This is a genomic window from Ruegeria sp. CDSC002 (assembly GCF_059610905.1).
The window spans coordinates 219432-241660 of record NZ_JBXWOM010000007.1 but is presented as its reverse complement, the minus strand read 5'-3'; the positions used below and the strand labels follow the sequence as shown (position 1 = coordinate 241660).

Genomic DNA, 22229 nt, shown 5'->3' with positions numbered 1-22229 from the left:
CTTTGGGAGGAGACCGTCATGGAGGTGGATTATGCAGTCGTCGGAGCAGGCTCTTCGGGCTGCGTCATTGCCAATCGGCTAAGCGCTGACCCCAGCACAACAGTGGCATTGTTGGAAGCTGGTGGACCTGACACAAACCCGTGGATTCACATACCGGTTGGATACTTCAAAACCATGCATAACCCCTCATTGGATTGGTGTTACCGCACTGAACCAGATCCAGGTTTGAATGGACGCTCGATTGATTGGCCGCGCGGAAAGGTCCTTGGCGGATCTTCCTCGTTGAACGGGCTTTTGTATGTTCGCGGTCAGAAAGAGGACTACGACCGCTGGCGTCAGATGGGTAACGTCGGCTGGGGTTGGGATGACGTCTTGCCTCTGTTCAAACGCAGCGAGGATCAAGAGCGCGGCGAAGACGCATTTCACGGTACAGGCGGCCCGCTGTCGGTATCCAACATGCGCATTCAAAGACCGATCTGTGACGCCTGGGTCGCCGCCGCCCAAGAGGCGGGTTACCCGTTTAATCCTGACTACAATGGGGCCGATCAGGAAGGCGTTGGCTATTTCCAATTGACCACTCGGAACGGGCGTCGCTGCAGTGCGGCCGTTGCATACCTCAAACCGATCAGGAACAGGCCGAACCTGAACATCATCACCCGTGCATTGGTAACCAAGGTCGAACTGGACGGCAAAAAAAAAGCAACTGGACTTCTTTATCGCGACCGATCGGGTGAAGTGAAGTCGATCAAAGTGCGCCGCGAAATCATCTTGTCCGGTGGTGCCATCAACTCACCTCAGATTTTGATGTTGTCAGGCATCGGAGACCCGGATCACTTGAAGGCCAACGGCATTGAACCCGTTCATTCGCTGCCCGGCGTCGGCAAAGGGCTGCAGGATCACTTGCAGGCACGCCTGGTCTTCAAATGCAACGAGCCAACGCTGAATGATGAAGTGCGCAGCCTGTTCAATCAGGCACGGATCGCGCTGAAATACGCGCTATTCCGGGCCGGACCTATGACAATGGCGGCCAGCCTGGCCACCGGATTTCTGAAAACCCGCCCTGAAGTTCAGACTCCTGACATTCAATTCCACGTTCAACCCTGGTCTGCCGACAGCCCCGGAGAGGGCGTGCACCCGTTTTCTGCCTTCACAATGTCCGTCTGTCAGCTGAGGCCGGAAAGCCGCGGAGAACTGCGTCTGGATGGCCCCGATCCGGCCAGTTACGTCAAGATCATTCCAAACTATTTGTCGACGGAAACTGATTGCAGAACGATCGTCGACGGCGTGAACATCGCGCGGGACATCGCCCGGCATAATCCACTGGCTTCTAAGATTTCAGAAGAGTTCCGGCCAACCTCTGATCTGTCCCGCGATGACTACAAAGGCACTTTGGATTGGGCGCGCTCGAATTCCGTCTCGATCTATCACCCGACAGGAACCTGCGCGATGGGTACCTCGGAAAGCTCTGTTGTGGATCCAAACCTGAAGGTCAAAGGAATCGAAAATCTGCGCGTTGCCGACTGTTCAATCATGCCGGAAATCGTCAGCGGCAACACTAATGCTCCAGCAATCATGATCGGTGAAAAAGCCAGTGAGTTGCTATGCGCAAACAAGTGATTTTGGACTTTTTGTGACCTTCCTTACCCGTGCCTGGATCTGACCTGTACAAGATGGTCAGATTCCATAAGTTTCACGGGCATGTCGAAGGCAATAGCCTACGGCGCTTACGCACTTTGGACAGCCAGAATAGAACGCTCAAAGAGTGCCTATTTTTCAGCCATCATTAAACCTCGTGCAAACTGGCCTCTACCACAGAGATTGGCTTGAAGCATGCCTGCCGCAGAATCAGTGGGGCTTTGGCTCAAGAGCGGTAAAGTCAGCTATCGCCTCGCGGCAACCACGTTGCCAAATCGCAGCCAGCCAGGTGGAAAAAGCGTCTGTGAACTGCGCGTCGCGGCCTAAGTCACCAAAATACTGGCTTTGTTCGATCCACAAAATCGGATTGACCTTGGAAGCCAGTGCGGTTTTTTGCAAATGCTCCCAATGGGGATCGTTTGGGGAAATTTCTGAACCATCTTCGCGAATGCCTGCACACATCCGGCACCAGAATGCTTCGGCCAGCGCAAGCCCATTTACGGACGACCCGGACGCAAGTGCATCGCGCAGCGACGGCAGTAAGAAACCCGGGTGTCGTGAAGATCCATCGAACGCCACGCGTCGTGTTGTGTCGTGGATGGTGGTGTTGGAAAATCGCCTCTCAACCAACCCAAGATATTCGGCGGCAGTGGTTCCGGGAACGGCTTCGACCTGAGGCAGAATTTCTTCCGTCTGAACTTTCCTGAAAAACGCCACGATGTCCGGGTCCTGCATGCAGTCTGAAATCGTGGGCACATTCAGAATCTCCCCGACATTTGCGAGCAGTTGGTGGCCGCCGTTCAATATGCGCAGTTTCATCGCTTCATAGCTGTGGACGTCCTGCGTCAGTGTTACTCCAACTTGCTCAAGGGGCGGTCGTTCAGCGCAGAAATTGTCCTCAATCACCCATTGGCGAAAGTTCTCATGCGTGACCGGTGCGCGGTCGTCGACGCCCAGTGCCCGGCATTGCGCTACGACCTCCTCGGTCGTTGCGGGAACAATGCAGTCCACCATCGAGTTCGGAAACGCTCCATTCTGATCGATCCAATCGGCCAGATCCGGGTCGGAAAGACGCGCCAAACCAACAACGCAGGTTCGCAGAATTCCACCGTTGCCCTGAAGATTATCGCAGCTGAGCGCAGTAAAGGGTTTCAAGCCATTTGCACGCCGTTGTCTGAGCGCCGCGACAATAGCGCCGAAAGCCGTACGCGGCTGGTCCGGGTTCTCGGCATCGTGCCGAATGTCTGCGTGATCCGTATCGAACGCATCAGTGTTGGCGTCCGGGAAATACCCACCTTCAGTTACAGTCAGCGACACAATTCGTATGGCAGGGTCCGCCATCGTCCGGACAAGCACGACATTGTTGTCTTCGATCGGCAGGTAATCGATCATCGGACCAATCACTTCGGCGGATATTCCTTTTGGGTCCAGTTCGATCAGCGTTGTCAGGCAGTCCTGCGCCAACAGTCGCTCTCGCATGTTTGCGTCATAGCTTCGGACACCTGCCCCGATGATTGCCCAGTCATGGGCCTGGCCCAGCTGCATTAACTGGTGAATATACCAGGCCTGATGCGCGCGATGAAAGTTGCCAAGTCCGATATGGACAATGCCCGGTGTCAGGTCAGAGCGGGCATAGGTCGGAGTCCTGACAATCTCTGGCAGGTCTGAAAGACTTTCACGCCGTAGCCGTACCGAAGGTTTTGCATTCGCCACAGGGTCCATCAGCTCATCCAATTTCCGCCATCGACATTGTAGGTTTGTCCGACGATGTACTTTGCGTCTTCAGAAGCCAGAAATACTGCCATCCCGGTCAGATCTTCGGCCCGACCCATTCGGCCATAAGGAACGGCTGCAGCCACTTCGCGTTTCTTCTGGCCCAGTGGTTTGCCTTCGTGCTTTGCAAAAAACGCATCAACACCATCCCAGTGCTCGCCATCGACGACACCAGGTGCAATGGCGTTTACGTTGATCCCATGAGAGATCAGGTTCAGCCCGGCCGATTGGGTCAAGGATATGATCGCGGCTTTGCTGGCACAGTACACGGCGACCAACGGCTCGCCCCTACGCCCTGCCTGCGATGCCATGTTGATGATCCGACCTTTGGTCCCTTGATCAATCATGTGGCGCGCAACGGCCTGCATCGAAAACAGCGCGCCAGAAACGTTGATATCAAAAACGCGATTGTAGTCAGCACGCTCAATTTCAACGATTGGAGCGGCGGAGAAGATGGCCGCGTTGTTGATCAGAATGTCGATTGGGCCAAAATGTTCAGCCGTTCGTGCAACGGCGGCTTCTATGCTTTGTTGGCTGGTCACATCCATCTCGACGGCCAACGCGGCTGCGCCGATCTCAGTTGCTGCGTTCTGCGCGCGCTGCCCGTCTATGTCCGCGATGGCGACGCGCGCGCCCTCAGCCACATAAGCCTTGGCAAACGCCAGTCCGATGCCCCGCCCGGCCCCGGTGATCAGGGCAGTTTTTCCGGTCAGACGCGTCATTCGAACCGCAGACCTTTCGCGTCAAACCGGTGGATGGCATCCGAGCGTGGCGTCAGGTGGATACGGTCGCCGTGGCGAAAGCTGACCTCGCCATCTGCTCGGACGGTGATGGTCTCGGCCAACCCTGTTTCGTGGACGTGGAAGAAAGTGTCCGAGCCAAGATGCTCAGAGACACTTACGACGCCGGACCAGTCTCCCTCAGATTCAGACACCGCAATGTGTTCAGGGCGAATTCCGATGGTCTGGGCACTGAGCTTTTCTGCTTCGGGGCCTTCGATGAAGTTCATCTTGGGCGAACCGATGAAGCCTGCAACAAACAGGTTGCGCGGCGTACGGTACAGCTCCAACGGGCTGCCTACCTGTTCGATCACACCTGCCTGAAGCACAACGATCTTGTCGGCCATAGTCATGGCTTCGACCTGATCGTGGGTGACGTAGATCATCGTAGTCGCCAGACGTTCGTGCAGTTCGCTGATTTCCAGCCGCATGCCAACGCGCAAGGCGGCGTCCAGGTTCGACAGCGGCTCATCAAACAGGAACGCAGCCGGTTCGCGTACAATGGCCCGACCGATGGCCACCCTTTGACGTTGCCCGCCAGACAATTGGCCGGGACGACGGTCCAGGTAGTCGGTCAGGTTCAGAACGCTCGCCGCACCTTCAACCCGCTTGTCGATCTCAGCTTGATCCAGTTTCGCCATGCGCAGCGGAAATGCGATGTTCTTGCGAACGGTCATGTGCGGATACAAGGCGTAGGATTGGAACACCATCGCCAGCCCGCGTTTGGCAGGCGGCACGTCTGTTGCGTCGGCGCCGTCAATGTCGATGGAGCCAGAGGTCATGTCTTCCAGTCCCGCAATCAGGCGGAGTAAAGTGGACTTGCCGCAACCCGAGGGGCCGACAAATACGGTGAACTCGCCATCTTCGATGGTCAGATCCAGCGGGGGAATGACCTCTACGTCGCCGAAGCTTTTGGTCACGGACTTGAGTTGTATACGTCCCATACGAAGTCTTCCTTATTTCACAGCGCCGAAAGTCAGGCCGCGGACAAGTTGTTTCTGGCTGAACCAGCCAAGGATCAGGATGGGTGCAATCGCCATGGTCGAGGCCGCGCTGAGCTTGGCAAAGAACAAGCCTTCGGGGCTGGAATAGCTGGCGATAAATGCGGTGAGCGGGGCCGCATCGACGGCCGTCAGGTTAAGGGTCCAGAACGCCTCGTTCCAGGCCAGGATGAAGTTCAGTAGAACGGTCGATGCAATGCCGGGGATGGCCATGGGCGTCAGGATATAAAGGATTTCCTCTTTCAGCGTCGCACCGTCCATTCGTGCCGCTTCGAGGATTTCCCCCGGAATTTCGCGGAAATATGTGTAGAGCATCCAGACGATGATCGGCAGATTGATCAGCATCAGCACCACGACCAGCCCGCCGCGACTGTCCAGCAATCCCAGCTGAATGAACAGCAAGTAGATCGGGTACAGAACACCAACTGCGGGCAACATCTTTGTGGACAGCATCCACAACAGAATGTCCTTGGTGCGTCTGGACGGAACAAACGCCATCGCCCAGGCTGCGGGTATCGCGACGATTACACCCAAAAGTGTTGATCCGCCTGCGATGATGACTGAGTTCCACAGGAACCGCATATAGTCAGAGCGTTCCTGCACGATGGCGTAATTTTCGAGCGTCCAGTCGAAGTTGAGGAAGATTGGTGGGCTTGCAATCGCCTGTGCCTCGGTCTTGAAGCTGGTCAGGATCGTCCAGAGGATCGGGAAAAAGATCAGCAGACCTACGGCCCAGGCAAGGGCGGTGTTTAGTGTTTTGCGTTGTGTCGTGACGGTGCGGGCCATGGTTTTGTCTCCTCACGCGTCTAGGTTTTTGCCAACGATGCGCATCAGGAAGATGGCAACGATATTGGCAAGGATGATTGCATAGACACCACCGGCTGATCCGAGGCCAACGTTCTGGCTTTCCAACACGCGCTGGAAGATCAAGTAGGTAAGTGTACGGGTGCCGAAGGCGCCGCCGGTGGTCACGAAAATCTCGGCGAAAATCGACAGTAGAAAGATCGTCTGAATCAGGATCACAATCGTAATGGCGCGACCAAGATGCGGCAGGATAATGTGATAAAAGCGTTTTAGCACCGGCGCACCGTCCATCTCGGCCGCTTCCAGCTGTTCACTGTCCAAGGACTGGATAGCGGTCAGCAGGATCAGCGTCGCAAAGGGAAGCCACTGCCAGGATACGATCATAACAATCGAAGTCATCGAAGCTTCGGACAGCCACGAAATCGGCTCAGCCCCGAAAAAGCGCCACAGATGGGCCAGCAAACCGTTCACCGGGTCCATGAACATGTTCTTCCAGACAAGCGCTGATACGGTTGGCATGACAAAGAATGGCGCGATCACAAGGATGCGGACAACGCCCTGCCCCCACATGGGTTGATCCAGCAGCATGGCCAGTAGAATGCCCAGAATGACCGTAATTACCAGTACGCCGCCAACGATTACCAATGTTGCTTGGACCGCGGGCCAGAAGGAACTGGAGGATACGAAACGAACGTAGTTGTCGAACCCGACCCAACCCAGATCGCCTCCACGCAGCGGCAGGTATTTCTTGAAAGAAAAATACAGCGTCATCGTCAGAGGCACGAGCATCCAGCCAAGCAGCAGGACCACTGCAGGTGCCATCATCAGGCGGGCAACTGATCGGGAATGTTGAGTAGCCATTAGGCAAACCCTCTCTGTTCAGGCGTAACTCAGCCTGCGAGAAAAACGCGAATTGTGGAAGGGTTGAAACGGGGGGCAGACCTCTGCCCACCCGTTGGGAGGATGCCTCAGTAACCGGCGGCTTCCATTTCTTCGGCTGTGAAAGCCTGCGCTTTGGCAAGTGCCTCCTCAACCGTTTGCTGTCCGGCATATACCGCCGAGAACTCCTGGCTCACCTGTGTGGCGATGCCTGCGAATTCCGGGATCGCGGCAAACTGGATGCCGACATACGGGACGGGTTTCACCGTCGGGCTGTTCGGATCAGCTGACAGGATTGAGTCCAGTGTCATCTTGGCGAACGGAACCTTTTGGTATTCCGGATTCTCGTACAGAGACGTACGTGCACCCGGGGGAACGTTTGCCCATCCTTCGCTTTCGGCCACTAGCTCAATGTAGTCCTTTGAGGTCGCCCATTCGATGAATTGCTTAGCAGCATCTTCTTGCTGTGTGCCAGCAGGAATAGCCAGTGCCCACGCCCAAAGCCAGTTGGACCGTTTGCCCAATCCGGTGTCAGGTGCCAGCGCAAACCCTACTTGATCCGCGACCGTGGAGTCGTCCGGGTTGGTTACGAACGAAGCCGCAACTGTCGCGTCGATCCACATGCCGCATTTGCCCTGCTGGAACAGCGACAGGTTTTCGTTAAACCCATTGGTGGCATAGCCGGCCGGACCGGATTCGTTCATCATTTCAACGTAGAAATTCAGCGTATCTGCCCACTCGGGCTGATCGAACTGAGGCTTCCATTCTTCGTCGAACCAGCGGGCACCGAATGAATTGGACATCGCAGTGATAAAGGCTCCGCCTTCACCCCAACCGGCTTTGCCACGAAGGCAGATGCCGTTGATCTCGGCGTCGCGGTCGGTCATCGCGGCGGCGGCCTCTTTGATGAACTGCCAGGACGGCGCCTCAGGCATTTCCATGCCCGCCTTTTCCATAAGGTCAGTGCGGTACATGATCATCGAGCTTTCACCATAGAACGGTGCCGCGAAAAGCGTTCCGTCATGGCTCAACCCACCTGCCATCGCGGGCAGAATGTCACCAACGTCGTATTCTTCGGACAGGCCATCCAGCGGCACCAGCCAGCCATTTGCGCCCCAGATCGGCGTTTCATACATGCCGATTGTCATGATGTCGAACGTACCGCCCTTGGTCGTGATGTCGGTCGTTACGCGCTGACGCAGCACGTTTTCTTCCAACGTCACCCATTCGACGTCAATGCCGGTCGCCTCGGTGAATTTATCGGTATAGCCTTGCATCCGGATCATATCGCCGTTGTTCACGGTCGCTATTGTTAAGGTATCCGCATGAGCTGCTGCCGTCGCGACGAGTGTCATTGCAGTCGCCGCACGAAGTGCGTTTCTCAAATACATCCCTGTCCTCCCTGAGCTTGGATGTCGTACAGAGAACGTAATGCAAAAATTGTCGCGGCGTCAATGAAAACTTTACGCGCGTTAAATTTTAGGATTACGCGGAATCCCTCAAAACCAGCCTTGCAGGGAACAACGTTTCCGACCGTGTTTCAAATTTCCCTCCACTTTCAATGAGTTCGAACAGAGTTTCGACGCTGCGCCCGGCCACATTGTCATAGTCATGCGCAGCCGTGGTCAGAGAGGGGCACGTAAATTTTGCGAAGGGATGATCGTCATTTGAAGCCAGACGCAGCGCGCAATCGTCCCGTCGACCGACCCGAATCCCTTGTTCGTAGCAAGCCGCCAGAAAACCGATTGCCAGCCGGTCATTGCTGCACAGGACCGAGTTTGTTCGCAGCTCATTTTCCACCAGAACTTTCAGCGCACCCTTGTGACCGATTTCTTCAAACGCCCAGCCCTTACCGTCGACTCTGATGATATGCGGCTCGAACCCGAGACGCTCCATGACTTCAACATAGGCTTTTCGGCGTTTGTTGGCGTTCGGGTTTGCAGGCGTTCGCATTTCGAAGAATGACGGGGGCTCGCCCGTCCGGATCATGTATTCCACGGTTTGCGACACAAAGCTGAAATTGTCCGACCCGATAAACGCGGCACCCAGACCCTCTAGGTTACTGTCGAACAAAACAGTCGGCACATTCGCGCAGAACCTCTCGATCACTGATTGGTCTGAGGTCCGTCCCAATGGCGCCAACAACACCCCGGCAGGCTTCATGGATTGCAGCCCGTCCAGAATGTCGTTTTCCAGTTTTTGTTCACCATGAGAGCTAAAGAGGGATGGACGATACCCCGCCGCGATACAGCTTTGTTCCAAATAGCGCGCGATTTCGGCAAAGAACGGATCAGCCAGATAGGGCACGACGATGCCGATATTCTTGGTCAGTTTCCGGTTCTGGTTCACCGCATAAATATTGGGGCGATAGTCGAACCGCTCCAGCGCCTCTTCGATACGGGCCCGCGTTGTCGGGCGAACGCTGTCGGGATCGTGAAAGTACTTGGATACCGTAGGCCGCGAGATGCCACTGAGGGCTGCGAACTCTTCCATATTCTTTATTTTGGTCATGTCAGTCTGCCTGCGGATCTGAGCCGCCTTGATCTTATCATATTTTTACATATTCTTTGCGCGCGCTAAAAAATCAATAGCCATGCAAGGTCCGGGCGTTTCTGCGGGCAAGGGGATTGAATGTTTCTCGGGATTGATATCGGAACGTCAGCGGTCAAACTTGTCTGTGCGGATACCGATCGAATTCTTGCAACGTCTTCAATAGACATAAAGACTTCCTCGCCGCAGCCTGGTTGGTCAGAGCAGCACCCGGATATTTGGTGGCAGGCGACGCGCGATGCATTGAGCCAACTTGCAAAACAAGTCACGCTGTCTGAGGTGCAGGCCATCGGGTTGTCCGGTCAGATGCATGGGGCAGTTTTGCTGGATCGCGATCTGCGCCCGATCCGTCCGGCGATCCTGTGGAATGACAGCAGAGCGGTACGTGAATGCGATGAACTGCGCGAAGCCCAGCCGCAGATTGGTCATATCGCTGGCGTCCTCCCTTTGCCGGGTTTCACGGCACCCAAAATCGCCTGGTTGAAACAACATGAGCCGGCACACTATGCCCGACTTGCTCATATCCTGCTGTCCAAAGATTACATCGGGTTATGCCTGCATGGAGAGTTGGCAACCGACACGTCCGATGCAGCCGGTACAATGTGGCTCGATCAGGCATCGCGAAAATGGCATGTCGGAGTTGCCGAAGCCACAGATGTCGCGCCCGATTGGCTGCCGCAGGTTTTCGACGGTCACGTCGTCGTCGGAACCGTGACGGCGCAAGCCGCAGCTGAAACCGGGCTGAAACCCGGCGTACCCGTCGTTGCCGGAGGCGGAGACGCGGCAACCGGGGCGGTATCTTTGGGCGCCACCGAACCGGGACGTGGGTTCATTTCACTGGGGACGTCCGGCCAGTTGTTCGTGGCGGACCGTCGGTTCAAGCCCAATCCTGAACGCTATGTGCATGCTTTTGCGCACACATTGCCCGACCGTTGGTATCAAATGGCCGCTATGCTGAACGGCGCAAGGCCGATTTCGTGGATTGGTGGTCAATTGGAGCTGTCCGCTGCCGAAGTTGTTGCGCTTGCCGAAACGGTCAGCGGTGATCGCGGGCCGATTTTCCTGCCGTATTTGACGGGTGAACGCAGCCCCCTCGGGGATCCGCATATTCGTGCCTGTTTCTTTGGTCTTGAGGATTCGACAACGCGCGCGGATCTCTGCCGTTCCGTGGTCGAGGCAATTGCTTTTTGTTTTGCCGATGCCGCGCAGAGCTTCGGAGACACTGTAGAAAATCTACCGGAATTAGCGGCCATCGGCGGCGGCAGTCAATCGGACCTCTTGTTGGGCCTGATTGCATCGGTGACAGGAAAGCCGGTGGTACGCTCAGAAGGATCGGATTCTGGCCCCGCCTATGGCGCAGCCCTTTTGGCCGCCTGTGGAGTTGGTACCATTAGTATTGCCGATCTGGCAGTTCAGCCCCAGACAAAAGACAGGTTTGAACCCGCTAGTCCCGGTGCGCTGCACGACAGACTGAGGCTGTTTCGCCGACTCTACACCGCAGTGAAGGTAGTAGACTGACCTATATACAGTCGTTTTCCGTGGCCATGATGCCAAGCAGAACGTTAACTAAGGTTACCGGTCATTCTTTACCGCGGATCATGGAAAGCTCTTGCTTGCAAACCCTAGTTTTGAACACTGCTTTCAAGGCCCAATAGGCACTCGCCACTATCGCAGCATCGGTTCACCAGACCCACCGCTTTAGTCAGGGCAATCCGCACAGCATCTGCTCGGAAAGCCTCCGCCCGTTTCAATTCCCAAGTGCGTGCGCCTTGCTGCAATGAACGCTACCAAAGGAGTGGCATCAAACCGTGAAATGTCCAACGGCAGTTGTTGCGCCCGTAGCGCGCAGGCATCAATCCTACGGCGCATTCAAGGAGAACGCAGAAAGGGCAATATCATCGACGTCTGACACTTACCTTTGTTATCGAAAGTAGGGCGCGCAGACTTTCAATACGTTTGTCAGCAGCACACGGCAAACAGACTTAGACCATCAAGAACGCGTCGTCCTCAAGCCTGGTTACGTTGAATACGACATCCTCAAAGTCGGAATCGCCCCCACCCGTCAAATCCTCGAAACCGATGGTCATTGCCTGGCCGCCCGACACGATACCGGACAGCGCGTGTTGCTGATTGTCACTGTTCAAGGCCGCCTTTTCAGCGTGAAACGTGGTGACGCCAGCAGAGTTCCCATTCACCGTTAAAACGAAATCAAATTCGTCGTCCACGTCTGCCATGCCACCATTGCTGGCAACAAAACCTAGATTGTCGCTGTCTGAAAGGGTCTGGGCCCAATCCGCACCATCCTGAACAATAAAGAACCCAAGACGGTTTCCGTCCGCCAAATTACTTAGCTCTACCGCGCCATTCGCTTCATTGGTGTTTTCAAACAGCAGGCGCACATTCGCAATTTCGCCGTTACTTAGAATATCATAAACGCCAAGGACATTGTTAAAGTCAGCGGTTCCGAGGTTGACCATCTGTATCCGAAAATCGGTCGTGCCATCGCCTTCGAGAAAGGATTTGTTCACAATGCCGTTGATCACGCTGCTATCAACGCGGACCCCAGGCGCAAGGTCAGGCAGAAATTTTGCATAGCTGACCACGGTGTTTCCATCCTTGGTGACGGCAAAAAAGTCGCCGCCCGACTGCCCGCCGTCCAGCGAAATCGTCAGATCCGTCCTACCATCACCATCAACATCGAATTCAACGTTCGAATTCTCGGTCAAGCGAATGTTGGACCGACTAAGCTCGACACCTTCGATGACGAGGGACTTGCCCACTCCAAACCCGCTGATAACACTTTGATCCAGTTCTTCCGGCGTCACTCTGAGGGTGTCCGCGTCGCCAAACGACAGATTCTCTTGCGAGGATGTCGAAACCGGATCTGCCGGTTCGCCCGGATCGGGAACGACCGGTACCGGATCTGCTGGCGTATCAGAACCACCGGCATCCGAACCGGCGCCGGTGTCCAACTGGACACTCGCCGTAGTACGGGCAAAATTTTGGGTCACAATGACGGCAGGAACACCACCAAATGAACCAATCTCAATTCCGATACCGATGTAAGCCAAGTTTGGATTTAGAATGTTGGCGCGGTGGTCAGGGCTGTTCATAAGCGCATTGTGCAAATCAACGACATCGTCTGAAAATCCCGGCTCACCGCCCTGGCTTTGCCAGGCTATGTTCTCGGCAGTCGCCCATGATCCGGACAATACAAAACCCGCGTCGCGCATGCGCTGGGTAGCCGAGCTTCCACCCTCACCAGTATGAGAGAAATTACCGGATCCCAGCATCCACTGGCTATGCTCTTCAGCCGAAGCGTTCAGGCGGAGTTCAAGTTGAACAGGATCAAGGCCACGCGACGTACGTTCTGCATTGATCAAATTAAGCATTTCACGCTCAAGCGTGCTGGCCTGCGACATCGTCCATCCTCCGATTGTTCGCATGTGTTGCAGTCAAACTTGTTCAGATCAGTGCAAACTGCAGTCCAAAATCGCGTGAAGGCTTTTAACGGCAGAGATTCGCTCGACAAAGTAGTAGGGGCGGCAATATTTTGCGTACGACTCATCCCTAGAAGCAACATCTACCCAAATTTGCATAAACCGCGGCCCACAATAGGCGGCCAAAAAATGTAATCTACGCATTGTGGTTTGGAGTAATTGGCGATCCCGGAAGGACTCGAACCCTCAACCTGCTGATTAGAAGTCAGCTGCTCTATCCAGTTGAGCTACGGGACCGCTGGGCCCTTCTTGCTGTTTTTACTTCCGGGGTTCAAGAGCCAAGCGCATAAAGGCGCTGTTCGGGTCGTCTTCATATCCAAAAATCGGACCGCAATAGGAATACCCAAGCCGTTCATATAGCTTACGGGCGGCCGCATATTCCGGCAGATGTTCCGAACCTGTTTCCAGAACCAAAGCCGCCACCCCTTGGATGCCAGCCTCATCTGTCAGGTGGTTCATCATCTGACGCGCCAGACCGCGTCCACGCACCTTCGAGATGATGTGAACAGACTTCACCTCGGCCGTTCCGTCCGGCAACGCCTTTAACGCTCCACATCCGACGGGCTGTCCGTCCTCAAACATGGCCCAGAACCTGATGCCCTCGGCAGCCAGAGCCTGGGCATCCATGGTATGGTTGCTTTCCGCAGGTCCTGCAGCTTCGCCATGGGCGAAATGCGCCTCGATCAATGGGCGCAGCGCGTCCGAGGTCGGATCCGCCTCATGGATTTCGATCATTTAGTGGGTCCAGGGCGCACGCCGATCGGTGGCGAAATTCTCACCATAGCCGCGCGAACGCAGGTTGGGTTTGCGTTTGTGCGGTTCGCTAACCTGGACTTCGATGCCATTGTCTTTGGCATAATCCAGGGCCTCTTCCTTGGTGTCGAACTTCAGGCGTACTTGAGATTGCGTATCGTCGGAAGACGTCCAGCCCATCAGCGGATCAACCTCACGCGACGACGCGGGCGCGTATTCCAGAACCCATTTGCGGGTCTTAGCCATCCCCGAAGTCATTGCGTTCCTGGCAGGCTTGTAAATCCGTGCGCGCATGTCGCCCCTCCGTCCTCACTTGGCTGAGATTGTTTATGCGTCAGAGTACAGGCTGGGACAAGATGGGAATTGTCGCGGCTGGTCACGCCCTGATGTCAGAAACTGTCATCAGGGCCTTTTATAAATCGTGCAACGCCATCAAGAGGACACCAACATGATCCACCATAGAAAAAGCCTGGAAATCGACGCCCGGCCCGAATCACTTTGGGCCATTCTAAGCCGTTTCATGCATATCGACGAATTCGCACCACAAGTCGCCTCGGTGGATGCGCTGACGACTGGGCAAGACGGCGTCGGGTCGAAACGGCGTTGCCACTTTGAAAACGGCACCTCGCTGGTCGAGGAAGTGACTGATTGGCAAGTCAACAAAGGCTATCGCGTACGCTTATCAGAGATGCCGGCGATGCCTGTGATCCAAGCGCATGCGGCCATCACCATCCAACCCCTTGCGAACGGCCATTCACGGGTCGTCTGGAGCATGGATTACCAGATGAAATATGGCCCGCTGGGCTGGCTGATGGGTCAAACACTGATGAAGGCGATGATGGGCCGGGTTCTGGAGAGCAACCTGAAAGCGCTGGCCGACAAGGTGCAATCGGTTCAAATCCCCGATGCACAGTATGCCTATTACTGAAACTGAGTTTCTGAACCGGATCAGGCCTTGCAGTTGGACAAAATAAGAACAAATGTAAGGGCCTGACCCGGAGCCTGCCTATGCCCTATGCCCATTCCGACAAGACACAGCTGACCGCTGATGACGTTCGCGCGCGCCTGAAACTCGAAGGCGGCAAGCAGTTCGTCATGCATACCGAGTTCGCGCCTGCTGGTGATCAGCCAACTGCGATCAAGGAACTGACCAGCGGTATCTTTGGCGGCGAAAGAGAACAGGTTCTGCTGGGCGCGACGGGTACCGGTAAGACGTTCACTATGGCCAAAGTGATCGAAGAAACCCAACGCCCTGCGATCATCCTTGCGCCCAACAAGACGCTGGCGGCCCAGCTTTATGGCGAATTCAAAGGCTTCTTCCCGGCAAACTCGGTCGAATACTTCGTCTCCTTCTACGACTATTACCAGCCCGAGGCCTATGTCGCGCGGTCGGATACCTATATCGAGAAGGAATCCCAGATCAACGAACAGATCGACCGGATGCGCCACTCGGCCACCCGCGCGCTGCTGGAACGCGATGACGTGATCATCGTGGCCTCGGTCTCGTGCATCTACGGTATCGGCTCGGTCGAAACTTACGGAGCGATGACGCAGGATCTCAAGGTCGGCAACGAATACGACCAGCGTCAGATCATGGCCGATCTGGTCGCCCAGCAATACCGCCGCAATGATCAGGCGTTTCAGCGCGGTTCGTTCCGGGTTCGGGGCGATTCACTGGAAATCTGGCCTGCTCACCTTGAGGACCGGGCGTGGAAGTTTTCGTTCTTTGGTGAGGAGTTGGAGACTATTACCGAATTCGACCCGCTGACCGGCGAACGCGCCGCGTCGATGGATCAGGTGCGGGTCTATGCGAATTCACACTACGTAACACCGAAACCAACGATGCAGCAGGCGATCATCGGCATCAAAAAGGAACTGCGCATCCGGCTGGATCAACTGGTCCGCGAGGGCAAATTGCTGGAAGCGCAGCGCTTGGAACAGCGTACCAATTTCGATCTGGAAATGCTTGAGGCGACGGGCGTGTGCAACGGGATCGAAAACTACTCCCGCTATCTGACCGGCCGCGCACCGGGGGAACCACCCCCGACCCTGTTCGAATTCATCCCCGACAACGCCATCGTCTTCGCCGATGAATCCCATGTCAGCGTGCCGCAGATCGGCGGCATGTACCGGGGCGACTATCGGCGCAAATTCACGCTGGCCGAACACGGGTTCCGCCTGCCGTCCTGCATGGACAACCGCCCCCTGAAGTTCGAGGAATGGGACGCCATGCGCCCGCAATCCGTCTTCGTCTCGGCCACCCCCGCCAAGTGGGAGATCGAACAGACCGGCGGTGTCTTCACCGAACAGGTGATCCGCCCCACAGGCCTGTTGGATCCCGAAGTCGAAATCCGCCCTGTCGGCATGCAGGTCGACGATTTGCTGGACGAAGTGCGCAAGGTCGCCGCCGATGGCTATCGCACGCTGGTCACCACGTTGACCAAACGCATGGCCGAGGACCTGACCGAATACATGCACGAACAGGGCATCAGGGTCCGCTACATGCACTCGGATATCGACACGCTGGAACGCATCGAGATTCTGCGCGACCTGCGTCTGGGGGCGTTCGACGTGCTGATCGGCATCAACCTGCTGCGCGAAGGGCTCGACATCCCCGAATGCGGGCTGGTCGCCATTCTGGACGCCGATAAGGAAGGCTTCCTGCGATCCGAGACCTCACTGGTTCAGACCATCGGTCGCGCCGCGCGGAACGCAGACGGGCGGGTGATCATGTATGCCGACAAAATCACCGGCAGCATGGAACGCGCGCTGGATGAAACCAACCGCCGCCGCGCCAAACAGATCGCCTATAACGACGAACACGGCATCACCCCCGCGACGGTGAAGAAGAATGTCGAGGACGTTCTGGCCGGTCTCTATCAGGGCGACGTCGACATGAACCGCGTCACAGCCACCATCGACAAACCGATGCACGGCGCCAACCTCGAGGCGCATCTGGACGGTCTGCGCGATAAGATGCGCAAAGCTGCCGAGAACCTGGAATTCGAAGAGGCCGCCAATATCAGGGATGAGATCAAGCGTCTGGAAGCGGTCGATCTGGCCATCGCCGACGACCCCATGGCGCGCCAATGGGCGGTCGAGAAAGCCTCGGAAGACGCGGTGAAATCGCGCGGACGCTCAACGGCTGGCAGGCCGGGGCAGCGGGGTGGGAATGTGAAACGGCGAAAGCGGTAATTAAAACGGTAAAAAGAAATCTTCTTCCTCAACTTCTAGAGCGATCGCCGCCTCACTATGCAGGTCGCTCGGCACCAAGTGCGCTCGGTCCTTAAGGCTAACGTAGAAGGTGTGCACATCATCGTCCGTGGAAATCCAGTTCACTTGGTTATTGTGGACCAGGATGTGAAAAAGCTTTGAGACTTGCCTGTTTGTAAAAAATTCGAACTCTTTCAATTCCGCAATTACATCATGAGTAGTCGAAAAGTTTGGTGAGTCGTTCAAGCGTTCGATCAGGGCGTTTTTTTGCGCCTCATCCGATAGTTTAATTTGGGGGTAGTTCTGCCGAAAGAACCCTGCCAAAGAAGAATATAGGTTCACATTTGCATATTCGTTGTATGTAGAACGCCATTCTCTGGATAAATACTCTTTCAAATCACTTGTGTTTACTTCGGAAGCAAAGTCGCCGTCCCTGGAAACCAAATGGAAATCCCAACCAGCATCGAGTGTAAGGAGAGTTTCCCAATGGAGAGCATCCCCTATTGAGTCTTTTGATTTTCTTGGTGGATTGTTCCACAGCATCCTGTCCTTTGCTCGACTAATGACTGCTTCATTGACCTCCAAGTCTTTTGACTTGGAAAACAAATCCCTTACAAGTTCATCAGCTGCAAGCGACTGGTTTTGTATATCTTTTTCTAAATCCTTTACGATTTGAAGGTGCTTTTCATTTGCTTCCTTCAGAATTTTCTGAAGGTCATCAAGTTGAGGCATTCCGGCACAATAATTTGGAGGTTTAACTTTGAATTTTCCAGATTTGAATTCATTAAATGAGTTTACAATTACTCCGTCTCGCGATCGCTCGACCTCGTCCTGAAGAAGTTTATTGGTGTATAGTCTGATTTCTTGGTCATCAATCAGAGTCACCAACTTTCGGATCTCGGTAATGTCATCTTGACCGTAGCGAAAAAAATCCAGGAGAATATTTGCATCAAGAAAAAGGCTTTTCAAATCCGTATTCCAGTTTCGGTTACTTGATCGGGGCTAGGTTTAGACAAGCGCATAACTGACACAACGCAACCTATGGATGTGACTTGTTGAAGCACAGCAAAGCAAGAAAAGTTAGTTTATTCACTCTACCTCTCCGTCCTTTAAGCACCACATTCCACCTTGCACCCCACCCCTCCCTCCTCCACGTTTGAAATCACAAATTGTGATTCCAAACGGTTGCCATGACGAAACCCAATATCCTGCCCAGCACTCATGAAGTCCAAAGCGCCATTCACCGGGTGCGCGGCACTCGCGTGGTGCTGGCCGAGGATCTGGCGCAGTTCTACGGAAAATCCGTCAGCGCCTTCAATCAGGCCGTGTCGCGCAACAAGGACCTGTTCGAGGGTTACCGCTTTCAGCTGTCCGATGCCGAGGTCGCCGATTTGCAATCACAGAATGTGATCTCAAAACCCAAAGGCCGCGGTGGGCGGCGGGTCAACCCGTGGGTCTATACGGATTACGGCGTGGCCATCGCCTCGGCTCTGTTCAAGGACCCGCGCGCCATCAAGATCACAAGGATGATCACCGAGGCCTTTGTCGACGGCGCAAATGCGCTGGCCGAGACCCCGCGCAGCGTACCGGAAATCTTGCCGCCCGAGGACGCCCCTGCCCCGCTGCTGCCCAATGGCGATCAACTGCGTGATCTGGCCGAAAACATCCTCGATTCCGGGCAACAGAGCCTCGTCGACTATATCGCCAACCCCACCACCAAGCGGCAACAAGCGGTGGCGATGATCATGAAAACTCTGGCTGAGACCGCCGGCGAAGAGGTGCGCACCCAGCAGGAACGCCTGCGCCTGCGCATTGCCGAGCGTCTGGCCACCGGCGATTACACGGATGACGGCGACCGGAAACAACTGCTGGAATTGCTGCAGGCGATGAAGGGCTAAAGGCCCAATTCCGCCCGTAATTTCTTGGTCAGCTTGGCCACGACCAACTCGTAGGACGTCACGATATGCTCGCGCAGCGACTCATCGCTCATGCCGCGTTCGTCATAGACCTGCAGCCATTTCATGCCCCGTGACGCCAGATAAGGCGCTGGGCGGATGCCGGGTTCGCTGCCCAGCACCTCAAAAGCCAGATCGGTCGCTTTGAAAGTGAAAGCATCCTTGCCGTCGTTCCAGCCACAGAGCGCAAAAACCTTGCCGCCTACTTTCCACACATCTGCATTGCCCCATTGCACCACATGGCTGGTGGCTTTGAGGTTGGCACAAAAGCTGTTGAATTCATCGCGGGTCATCAGCCCAATTTTGGCGATTGTGTGTGGTTTGGCAAGCGCTGGGCGAGGTTCTATCCCTTGTCCCAGTGGACCACGACGTCATACCCCGCAGGCGATGGCGGACCTTCGAGAAACTCGGCGAAATGGCCCCAAAGCTTGGCCACTTTGGATGCGTTTGCGTTTGATGTTTCCTCGCTTTGGACAACTGCAACGACAAAACCGGTGCCGTCTTCATTCATGACATTGGTAAAGCTGTGCATGCCTTCCATGCCCATAATCTGGTCTTTCAATTCATTCATCTTGGCCTCGGCAGCATCCCGCATGCCAGGCTTCATTTTGAACTGCGTAATACGTGCAAACATGACTTTTCTCCCTTTCAGGGCGAAATCCCCCACTGACGGCCGAATTGGCGCGTCACGTGTACTATAGCATAGATTTGAATGTTTCGGGTCGAGGTGATCAGGGCCGGACGAACTTGGCCGTACCCACCTGCCGCTGAGGCGCCGCCGCAGCTGGTTGAGGGTCCGCAGCCGGTTGGGGAGTTGCGAACTGAGGAGCCGTCGCCCCGCAGGCAACACCATCTCCATCCGTATCGTTGCGCGCGTGATACCCCGGCTCACCGTCCCAGTACGGCCCGGGTACAAGCGCTTCGGCGGCCTGACAGCCAGCCAACGCTACCAAATGCAAAAGGGCATCGGGACTTTCGAATTCGGATGTTCGCAAAAAGACACCCACCGCGATCGCCGCGGTGGTGGCGGGCAACATGAGGATCATGAAAATGATGCGTACAGGCGACAACGCTCGTCTGCGCAGCGCATCCGCGCGCCGATGCCGCGCTGCGGCTCTTTGGTTTTTCTTATTCGAGCCCTGCTCGGAATCATTGAGAACCATATCGGAGACTTAAACCGGCTTTGCGGCAAAATCGAGACCTGTACGACCCCTCGCGCACAGGTCGCAATACGGATAATGTTGCACCCGAATGAACGCCCAAGGCTGAGACACCAATGACCAACACCGATCCGTACCGCCCGGTTGATGACTCAGCCTGCCAAATGGCCCGCAACCTGATCGAAAACGCGACGTTCGGCGCTCTGGCCGTGCTGCGCCCAGATAGTGCGTTTCCTTCTGTGTCGCGCGTGGCACTAGCAACGGATGGTCAGGGGCATCCGGTCACGTTGATCTCAACCCTGGCCGACCACACCCGGGCACTGACCACCAATCCGGCCTGTGCCCTGTTGATTGGTGAACCCGGTGATAAAGGCGATCCGTTGACGCACCCAAGGTTGACGCTGCATGCCAACGCGCAGTTCGTCGCCAGAGGGACAGAGAAACACGCCGCGCTGCGCGCTCGGTATCTGAGCCTGAGGCCCAAGGCCAAGCTCTATGCGGACTTCACCGATTTCGGGTTCGTCACGTTCACCATTTCCGATGCAGTTTTGAACGGCGGCTTTGGCAAGGCATGGCGCCTTGCCCCAACCGACATTTGGCCCGATCAGCGCACCACATGAACGGCGCAGGCCGCATGGCGCACGACGTGGTTGGTCGTAGAACCCAGCAACAGATCCTGCATCCCTGGACGGTGAGATGCCATGATGATCAGGTCAGGCTTATGTTCGACTGCCCAGTCAAGAATTGTCCGCCCCGAATGACCCTCGACCAGAACACCTTCAGCGTTGGGCAGTTTTTCCGCAAGCGCGTCCAGTTCCATCTGCAGCGCCTTGCGAGCTTCGGCCAGATACTCGGGTGGCATGTAGGAAATGGCGTAGCTCGGAATATGCTCGACCACGTGCAGCAACGTGACCTGCGCATCCGATGTCGCCAGTATTTCGGCCAGCTTCAACGGCCCAGAGATATCCTTTTCGGCATCAAAGGAAATGGGGACAAGAATATTGTGATACATGACGCGCACCTCCGTTTTCACGCCTGAACCCTGCACCATCTCAGGCTGTTAGGCATTGATTCAGATCAGGCTCCACCAAAGGTCCCGGCCACCTCATACATCACCGGCTCAAAACTTTTGCACAGCTCGTTAATCTGCCGATTGCGGTTGCGCATTTCCGTGGTGCGCAGCATAGCCAGAAAATCCTCGCGGCGTTCCCATTGCGAATAGTTGGCGATCCGCGTCTGCGCGTCATTCACGTGCAGTCCCGCGGCGACAAATCCGGGCTGTTTTGAGATGAATTCCGCATAAGCATCCGTCAGAGCTTCCAGCAGGTCCTGGCAGGTGCCGGGCGTCATTTCAAAGGTCGTGATAACTGTCTGGACGCTGGTGTCTTTGGCAATCTTCGGCATCTGGATTCTCCTCTATCTGTTTCAAACCTAACATAGGTTTTGAAAAGGTCTTGTGTTTCCTTTGCCATTCAGCGGCATGAAGTTCCTGCAGAATTGGGCCAAATCCTAACGATCCGTTAACCATGCTAACAGATGCTGCGCGCATGCGCCGGGTTTCGATCCTTCTGATTTTGCTCTTAGCAGCCTCGCCAGCCTGGTCTGGTGCTTGGTTGCGGGATAAGGGCGCATCTTTTGCATCGACTGCCGTAACGGCGTTTAAGGAACCGGATTACGGATACGACTACAAAGGGTCATTTTATGCTGAGTACGGGTTGCGAGAGAAGCTAACCCTTGGCCTGGACGTTGAAGAGCACCGCGACATTTATGGTCATGCTCTGGTGTTTGCCCGCTTGCCTGTCGCCGAATTCGAAAAGGCAGGGCGCTTTGCTGCCGAGATTGCAATCGGAGCCCATCATCGCCAGATGCGAGCCTGGGCCTTGTACAAAGCCACGCTTTCGTACGGCAAGGGGTTTCAAACCGGCTGGGGCAATGGCTGGATCGCCATTGATGCTGCGCTGGAGTTTCGAACGCATGATGCGGTATATCGCAAGTTGGACCTTACTGCAGGCCTGTCATCCCCGCGGCTTATTAACCCCCTGCTGCAGATCGAAACCGCGTACCAAAGCGACCAACCCCTGCACTGGAGGATCAAGCCTTCGATCATGATCCGCACCAAGGACAGCCCCACCACGTGGGTTCTAGGCTTGGAGCGCAATGATGCCCGCAAAAATACGGGCATCAGGCTGGCAATCTGGAATACGTTCTAGATCGCCTGCGGCACGCG

Annotated in this window: 23 protein-coding genes and 1 tRNA gene; 7 read left to right on the top strand and 17 right to left on the bottom strand. The window is 55.6% G+C overall.

Translation table 11 applies throughout. The annotated features are described in order from the left end of the window. Positions 1 to 18: 18 nt before the first annotated feature. A complete protein-coding gene (locus AC2FJE_RS15145; protein WP_496761107.1) occupies positions 19 to 1617 on the top strand; it encodes a GMC family oxidoreductase in 1599 nt (532 codons plus the stop codon). 228 nt (positions 1618 to 1845) lie between these two features. Here AC2FJE_RS15145 and AC2FJE_RS15140 read toward each other — a convergent pair whose 3' ends face one another. From AC2FJE_RS15140 to AC2FJE_RS15110, 7 genes are all read right to left on the bottom strand, one after another. Beyond that, a complete protein-coding gene (locus AC2FJE_RS15140; protein WP_496761106.1) occupies positions 1846 to 3357 on the bottom strand; it encodes a mannitol dehydrogenase family protein in 1512 nt (503 codons plus the stop codon). Beyond that, positions 3357 to 4130 carry an L-iditol 2-dehydrogenase gene (locus AC2FJE_RS15135; RefSeq protein WP_496756284.1) on the bottom strand — a complete coding sequence of 258 codons (774 nt, stop codon included), beginning with the start codon at positions 4128 to 4130 and terminating at the stop codon, positions 3357 to 3359. The genes AC2FJE_RS15140 and AC2FJE_RS15135 overlap by 1 nt, the downstream gene beginning before the upstream one ends. Continuing rightward, the gene (locus tag AC2FJE_RS15130) at positions 4127 to 5131 is read right to left on the bottom strand and encodes an ABC transporter ATP-binding protein (protein WP_496756286.1); all 1005 of its coding nucleotides are present in this window, start codon (positions 5129 to 5131) and stop codon (positions 4127 to 4129) included. Before AC2FJE_RS15130 ends, AC2FJE_RS15135 begins: the two co-directional genes overlap by 4 nt. Before the next feature lie 12 nt (positions 5132 to 5143). Beyond that, positions 5144 to 5974 carry a carbohydrate ABC transporter permease gene (locus AC2FJE_RS15125; protein ID WP_109310934.1) on the bottom strand — a complete coding sequence of 277 codons (831 nt, stop codon included), beginning with the start codon at positions 5972 to 5974 and terminating at the stop codon, positions 5144 to 5146. 12 nt (positions 5975 to 5986) lie between these two features. After that, entirely contained in the window at positions 5987 to 6853 is an 867-nt protein-coding gene (locus AC2FJE_RS15120; protein ID WP_109310933.1) for a carbohydrate ABC transporter permease, read from the bottom strand. 107 nt (positions 6854 to 6960) lie between these two features. Continuing rightward, the gene (locus AC2FJE_RS15115) at positions 6961 to 8262 is read right to left on the bottom strand and encodes an ABC transporter substrate-binding protein (RefSeq protein ID WP_282154165.1); all 1302 of its coding nucleotides are present in this window, start codon (positions 8260 to 8262) and stop codon (positions 6961 to 6963) included. Between the two features lie 94 nt (positions 8263 to 8356). Next, positions 8357 to 9382, bottom strand: coding sequence for a LacI family DNA-binding transcriptional regulator (locus tag AC2FJE_RS15110; protein ID WP_496756289.1), 1026 nt, complete (start codon positions 9380 to 9382; stop codon positions 8357 to 8359). Positions 9383 to 9502: 120 nt separating this feature from the next. Here AC2FJE_RS15110 and xylB point away from each other — a divergent pair, with 120 nt between their 5' ends. Continuing rightward, the gene (gene xylB / locus AC2FJE_RS15105; protein WP_496698895.1) at positions 9503 to 10939 is read left to right on the top strand and encodes a xylulokinase; all 1437 of its coding nucleotides are present in this window, start codon (positions 9503 to 9505) and stop codon (positions 10937 to 10939) included. Between the two features lie 464 nt (positions 10940 to 11403). Here xylB and AC2FJE_RS15100 read toward each other — a convergent pair whose 3' ends face one another. From AC2FJE_RS15100 to AC2FJE_RS15085, 4 genes are all read right to left on the bottom strand, one after another. Then, positions 11404 to 12843: a CAP domain-containing protein gene (locus AC2FJE_RS15100; protein ID WP_496761105.1), complete on the bottom strand. Its 1440-nt coding sequence runs from the start codon at positions 12841 to 12843 to the stop codon at positions 11404 to 11406. 238 nt (positions 12844 to 13081) lie between these two features. Continuing rightward, positions 13082 to 13158 (bottom strand) — tRNA-Arg (locus AC2FJE_RS15095). A gap of 21 nt (positions 13159 to 13179) precedes the next feature. Continuing rightward, complete coding sequence (locus AC2FJE_RS15090; RefSeq protein ID WP_058278703.1) at positions 13180 to 13656, bottom strand: GNAT family N-acetyltransferase; 477 nt, start codon at positions 13654 to 13656, stop codon at positions 13180 to 13182. After that, positions 13657 to 13968, bottom strand: coding sequence for an ETC complex I subunit (locus AC2FJE_RS15085; RefSeq protein WP_058273439.1), 312 nt, complete (start codon positions 13966 to 13968; stop codon positions 13657 to 13659). It lies immediately after the preceding gene. Positions 13969 to 14122: 154 nt separating this feature from the next. Here AC2FJE_RS15085 and AC2FJE_RS15080 point away from each other — a divergent pair, with 154 nt between their 5' ends. Together AC2FJE_RS15080 and uvrB are read left to right on the top strand one after the other, a co-directional pair. Beyond that, positions 14123 to 14602 (top strand): SRPBCC family protein, encoded by a 480-nt coding sequence (locus tag AC2FJE_RS15080; RefSeq protein WP_496756294.1) that lies wholly within the window; start codon positions 14123 to 14125, stop codon positions 14600 to 14602. Positions 14603 to 14682: 80 nt separating this feature from the next. Further along, entirely contained in the window at positions 14683 to 16869 is a 2187-nt protein-coding gene (uvrB, locus tag AC2FJE_RS15075; RefSeq protein ID WP_496761104.1) for an excinuclease ABC subunit UvrB, read from the top strand. Here uvrB and AC2FJE_RS15070 read toward each other — a convergent pair whose 3' ends face one another. Beyond that, positions 16870 to 17856 (bottom strand): PIN domain-containing protein, encoded by a 987-nt coding sequence (locus AC2FJE_RS15070; protein ID WP_496761103.1) that lies wholly within the window; start codon positions 17854 to 17856, stop codon positions 16870 to 16872. Positions 17857 to 18077: 221 nt separating this feature from the next. On the opposite strand from AC2FJE_RS15070, the gene AC2FJE_RS15065 reads away from it, so the two are divergent. Further along, positions 18078 to 18785 carry an ORF6N domain-containing protein gene (locus tag AC2FJE_RS15065; protein WP_496706016.1) on the top strand — a complete coding sequence of 236 codons (708 nt, stop codon included), beginning with the start codon at positions 18078 to 18080 and terminating at the stop codon, positions 18783 to 18785. On the opposite strand, the gene AC2FJE_RS15060 is transcribed toward AC2FJE_RS15065, so the two are convergent. The 3 genes from AC2FJE_RS15060 to AC2FJE_RS15050 all read right to left on the bottom strand — a co-directional run bounded on the left by AC2FJE_RS15060 (position 18782) and on the right by AC2FJE_RS15050 (position 19879). Continuing rightward, on the bottom strand, positions 18782 to 19135 hold the full coding sequence (locus AC2FJE_RS15060) for an MmcQ/YjbR family DNA-binding protein (protein WP_496706018.1): 354 nt from the start codon (positions 19133 to 19135) through the stop codon (positions 18782 to 18784). The genes AC2FJE_RS15065 and AC2FJE_RS15060 overlap by 4 nt on opposite strands. 50 nt (positions 19136 to 19185) lie before the next feature. Continuing rightward, complete coding sequence (locus tag AC2FJE_RS15055) at positions 19186 to 19476, bottom strand: antibiotic biosynthesis monooxygenase family protein (protein ID WP_170414756.1); 291 nt, start codon at positions 19474 to 19476, stop codon at positions 19186 to 19188. A 97-nt stretch (positions 19477 to 19573) separates the two neighbouring features. Continuing rightward, entirely contained in the window at positions 19574 to 19879 is a 306-nt protein-coding gene (locus tag AC2FJE_RS15050) for an excalibur calcium-binding domain-containing protein (protein WP_373455756.1), read from the bottom strand. 239 nt (positions 19880 to 20118) lie between these two features. Here AC2FJE_RS15050 and AC2FJE_RS15045 point away from each other — a divergent pair, with 239 nt between their 5' ends. Next, complete coding sequence (locus AC2FJE_RS15045) at positions 20119 to 20622, top strand: HugZ family pyridoxamine 5'-phosphate oxidase (RefSeq protein WP_496761102.1); 504 nt, start codon at positions 20119 to 20121, stop codon at positions 20620 to 20622. Here AC2FJE_RS15045 and AC2FJE_RS15040 read toward each other — a convergent pair. Continuing rightward, positions 20607 to 21014 (bottom strand): universal stress protein, encoded by a 408-nt coding sequence (locus tag AC2FJE_RS15040; RefSeq protein WP_496756309.1) that lies wholly within the window; start codon positions 21012 to 21014, stop codon positions 20607 to 20609. The two genes, AC2FJE_RS15045 and AC2FJE_RS15040, sit on opposite strands and share 16 nt — an antisense overlap. Before the next feature lie 65 nt (positions 21015 to 21079). Beyond that, entirely contained in the window at positions 21080 to 21406 is a 327-nt protein-coding gene (locus AC2FJE_RS15035) for an antibiotic biosynthesis monooxygenase family protein (RefSeq protein WP_058273448.1), read from the bottom strand. 122 nt (positions 21407 to 21528) lie between these two features. On the opposite strand from AC2FJE_RS15035, the gene AC2FJE_RS15030 reads away from it, so the two are divergent. After that, a complete protein-coding gene (locus AC2FJE_RS15030) occupies positions 21529 to 22212 on the top strand; it encodes a hypothetical protein (RefSeq protein WP_496756310.1) in 684 nt (227 codons plus the stop codon). Positions 22213 to 22229 lie beyond the last annotated feature (17 nt).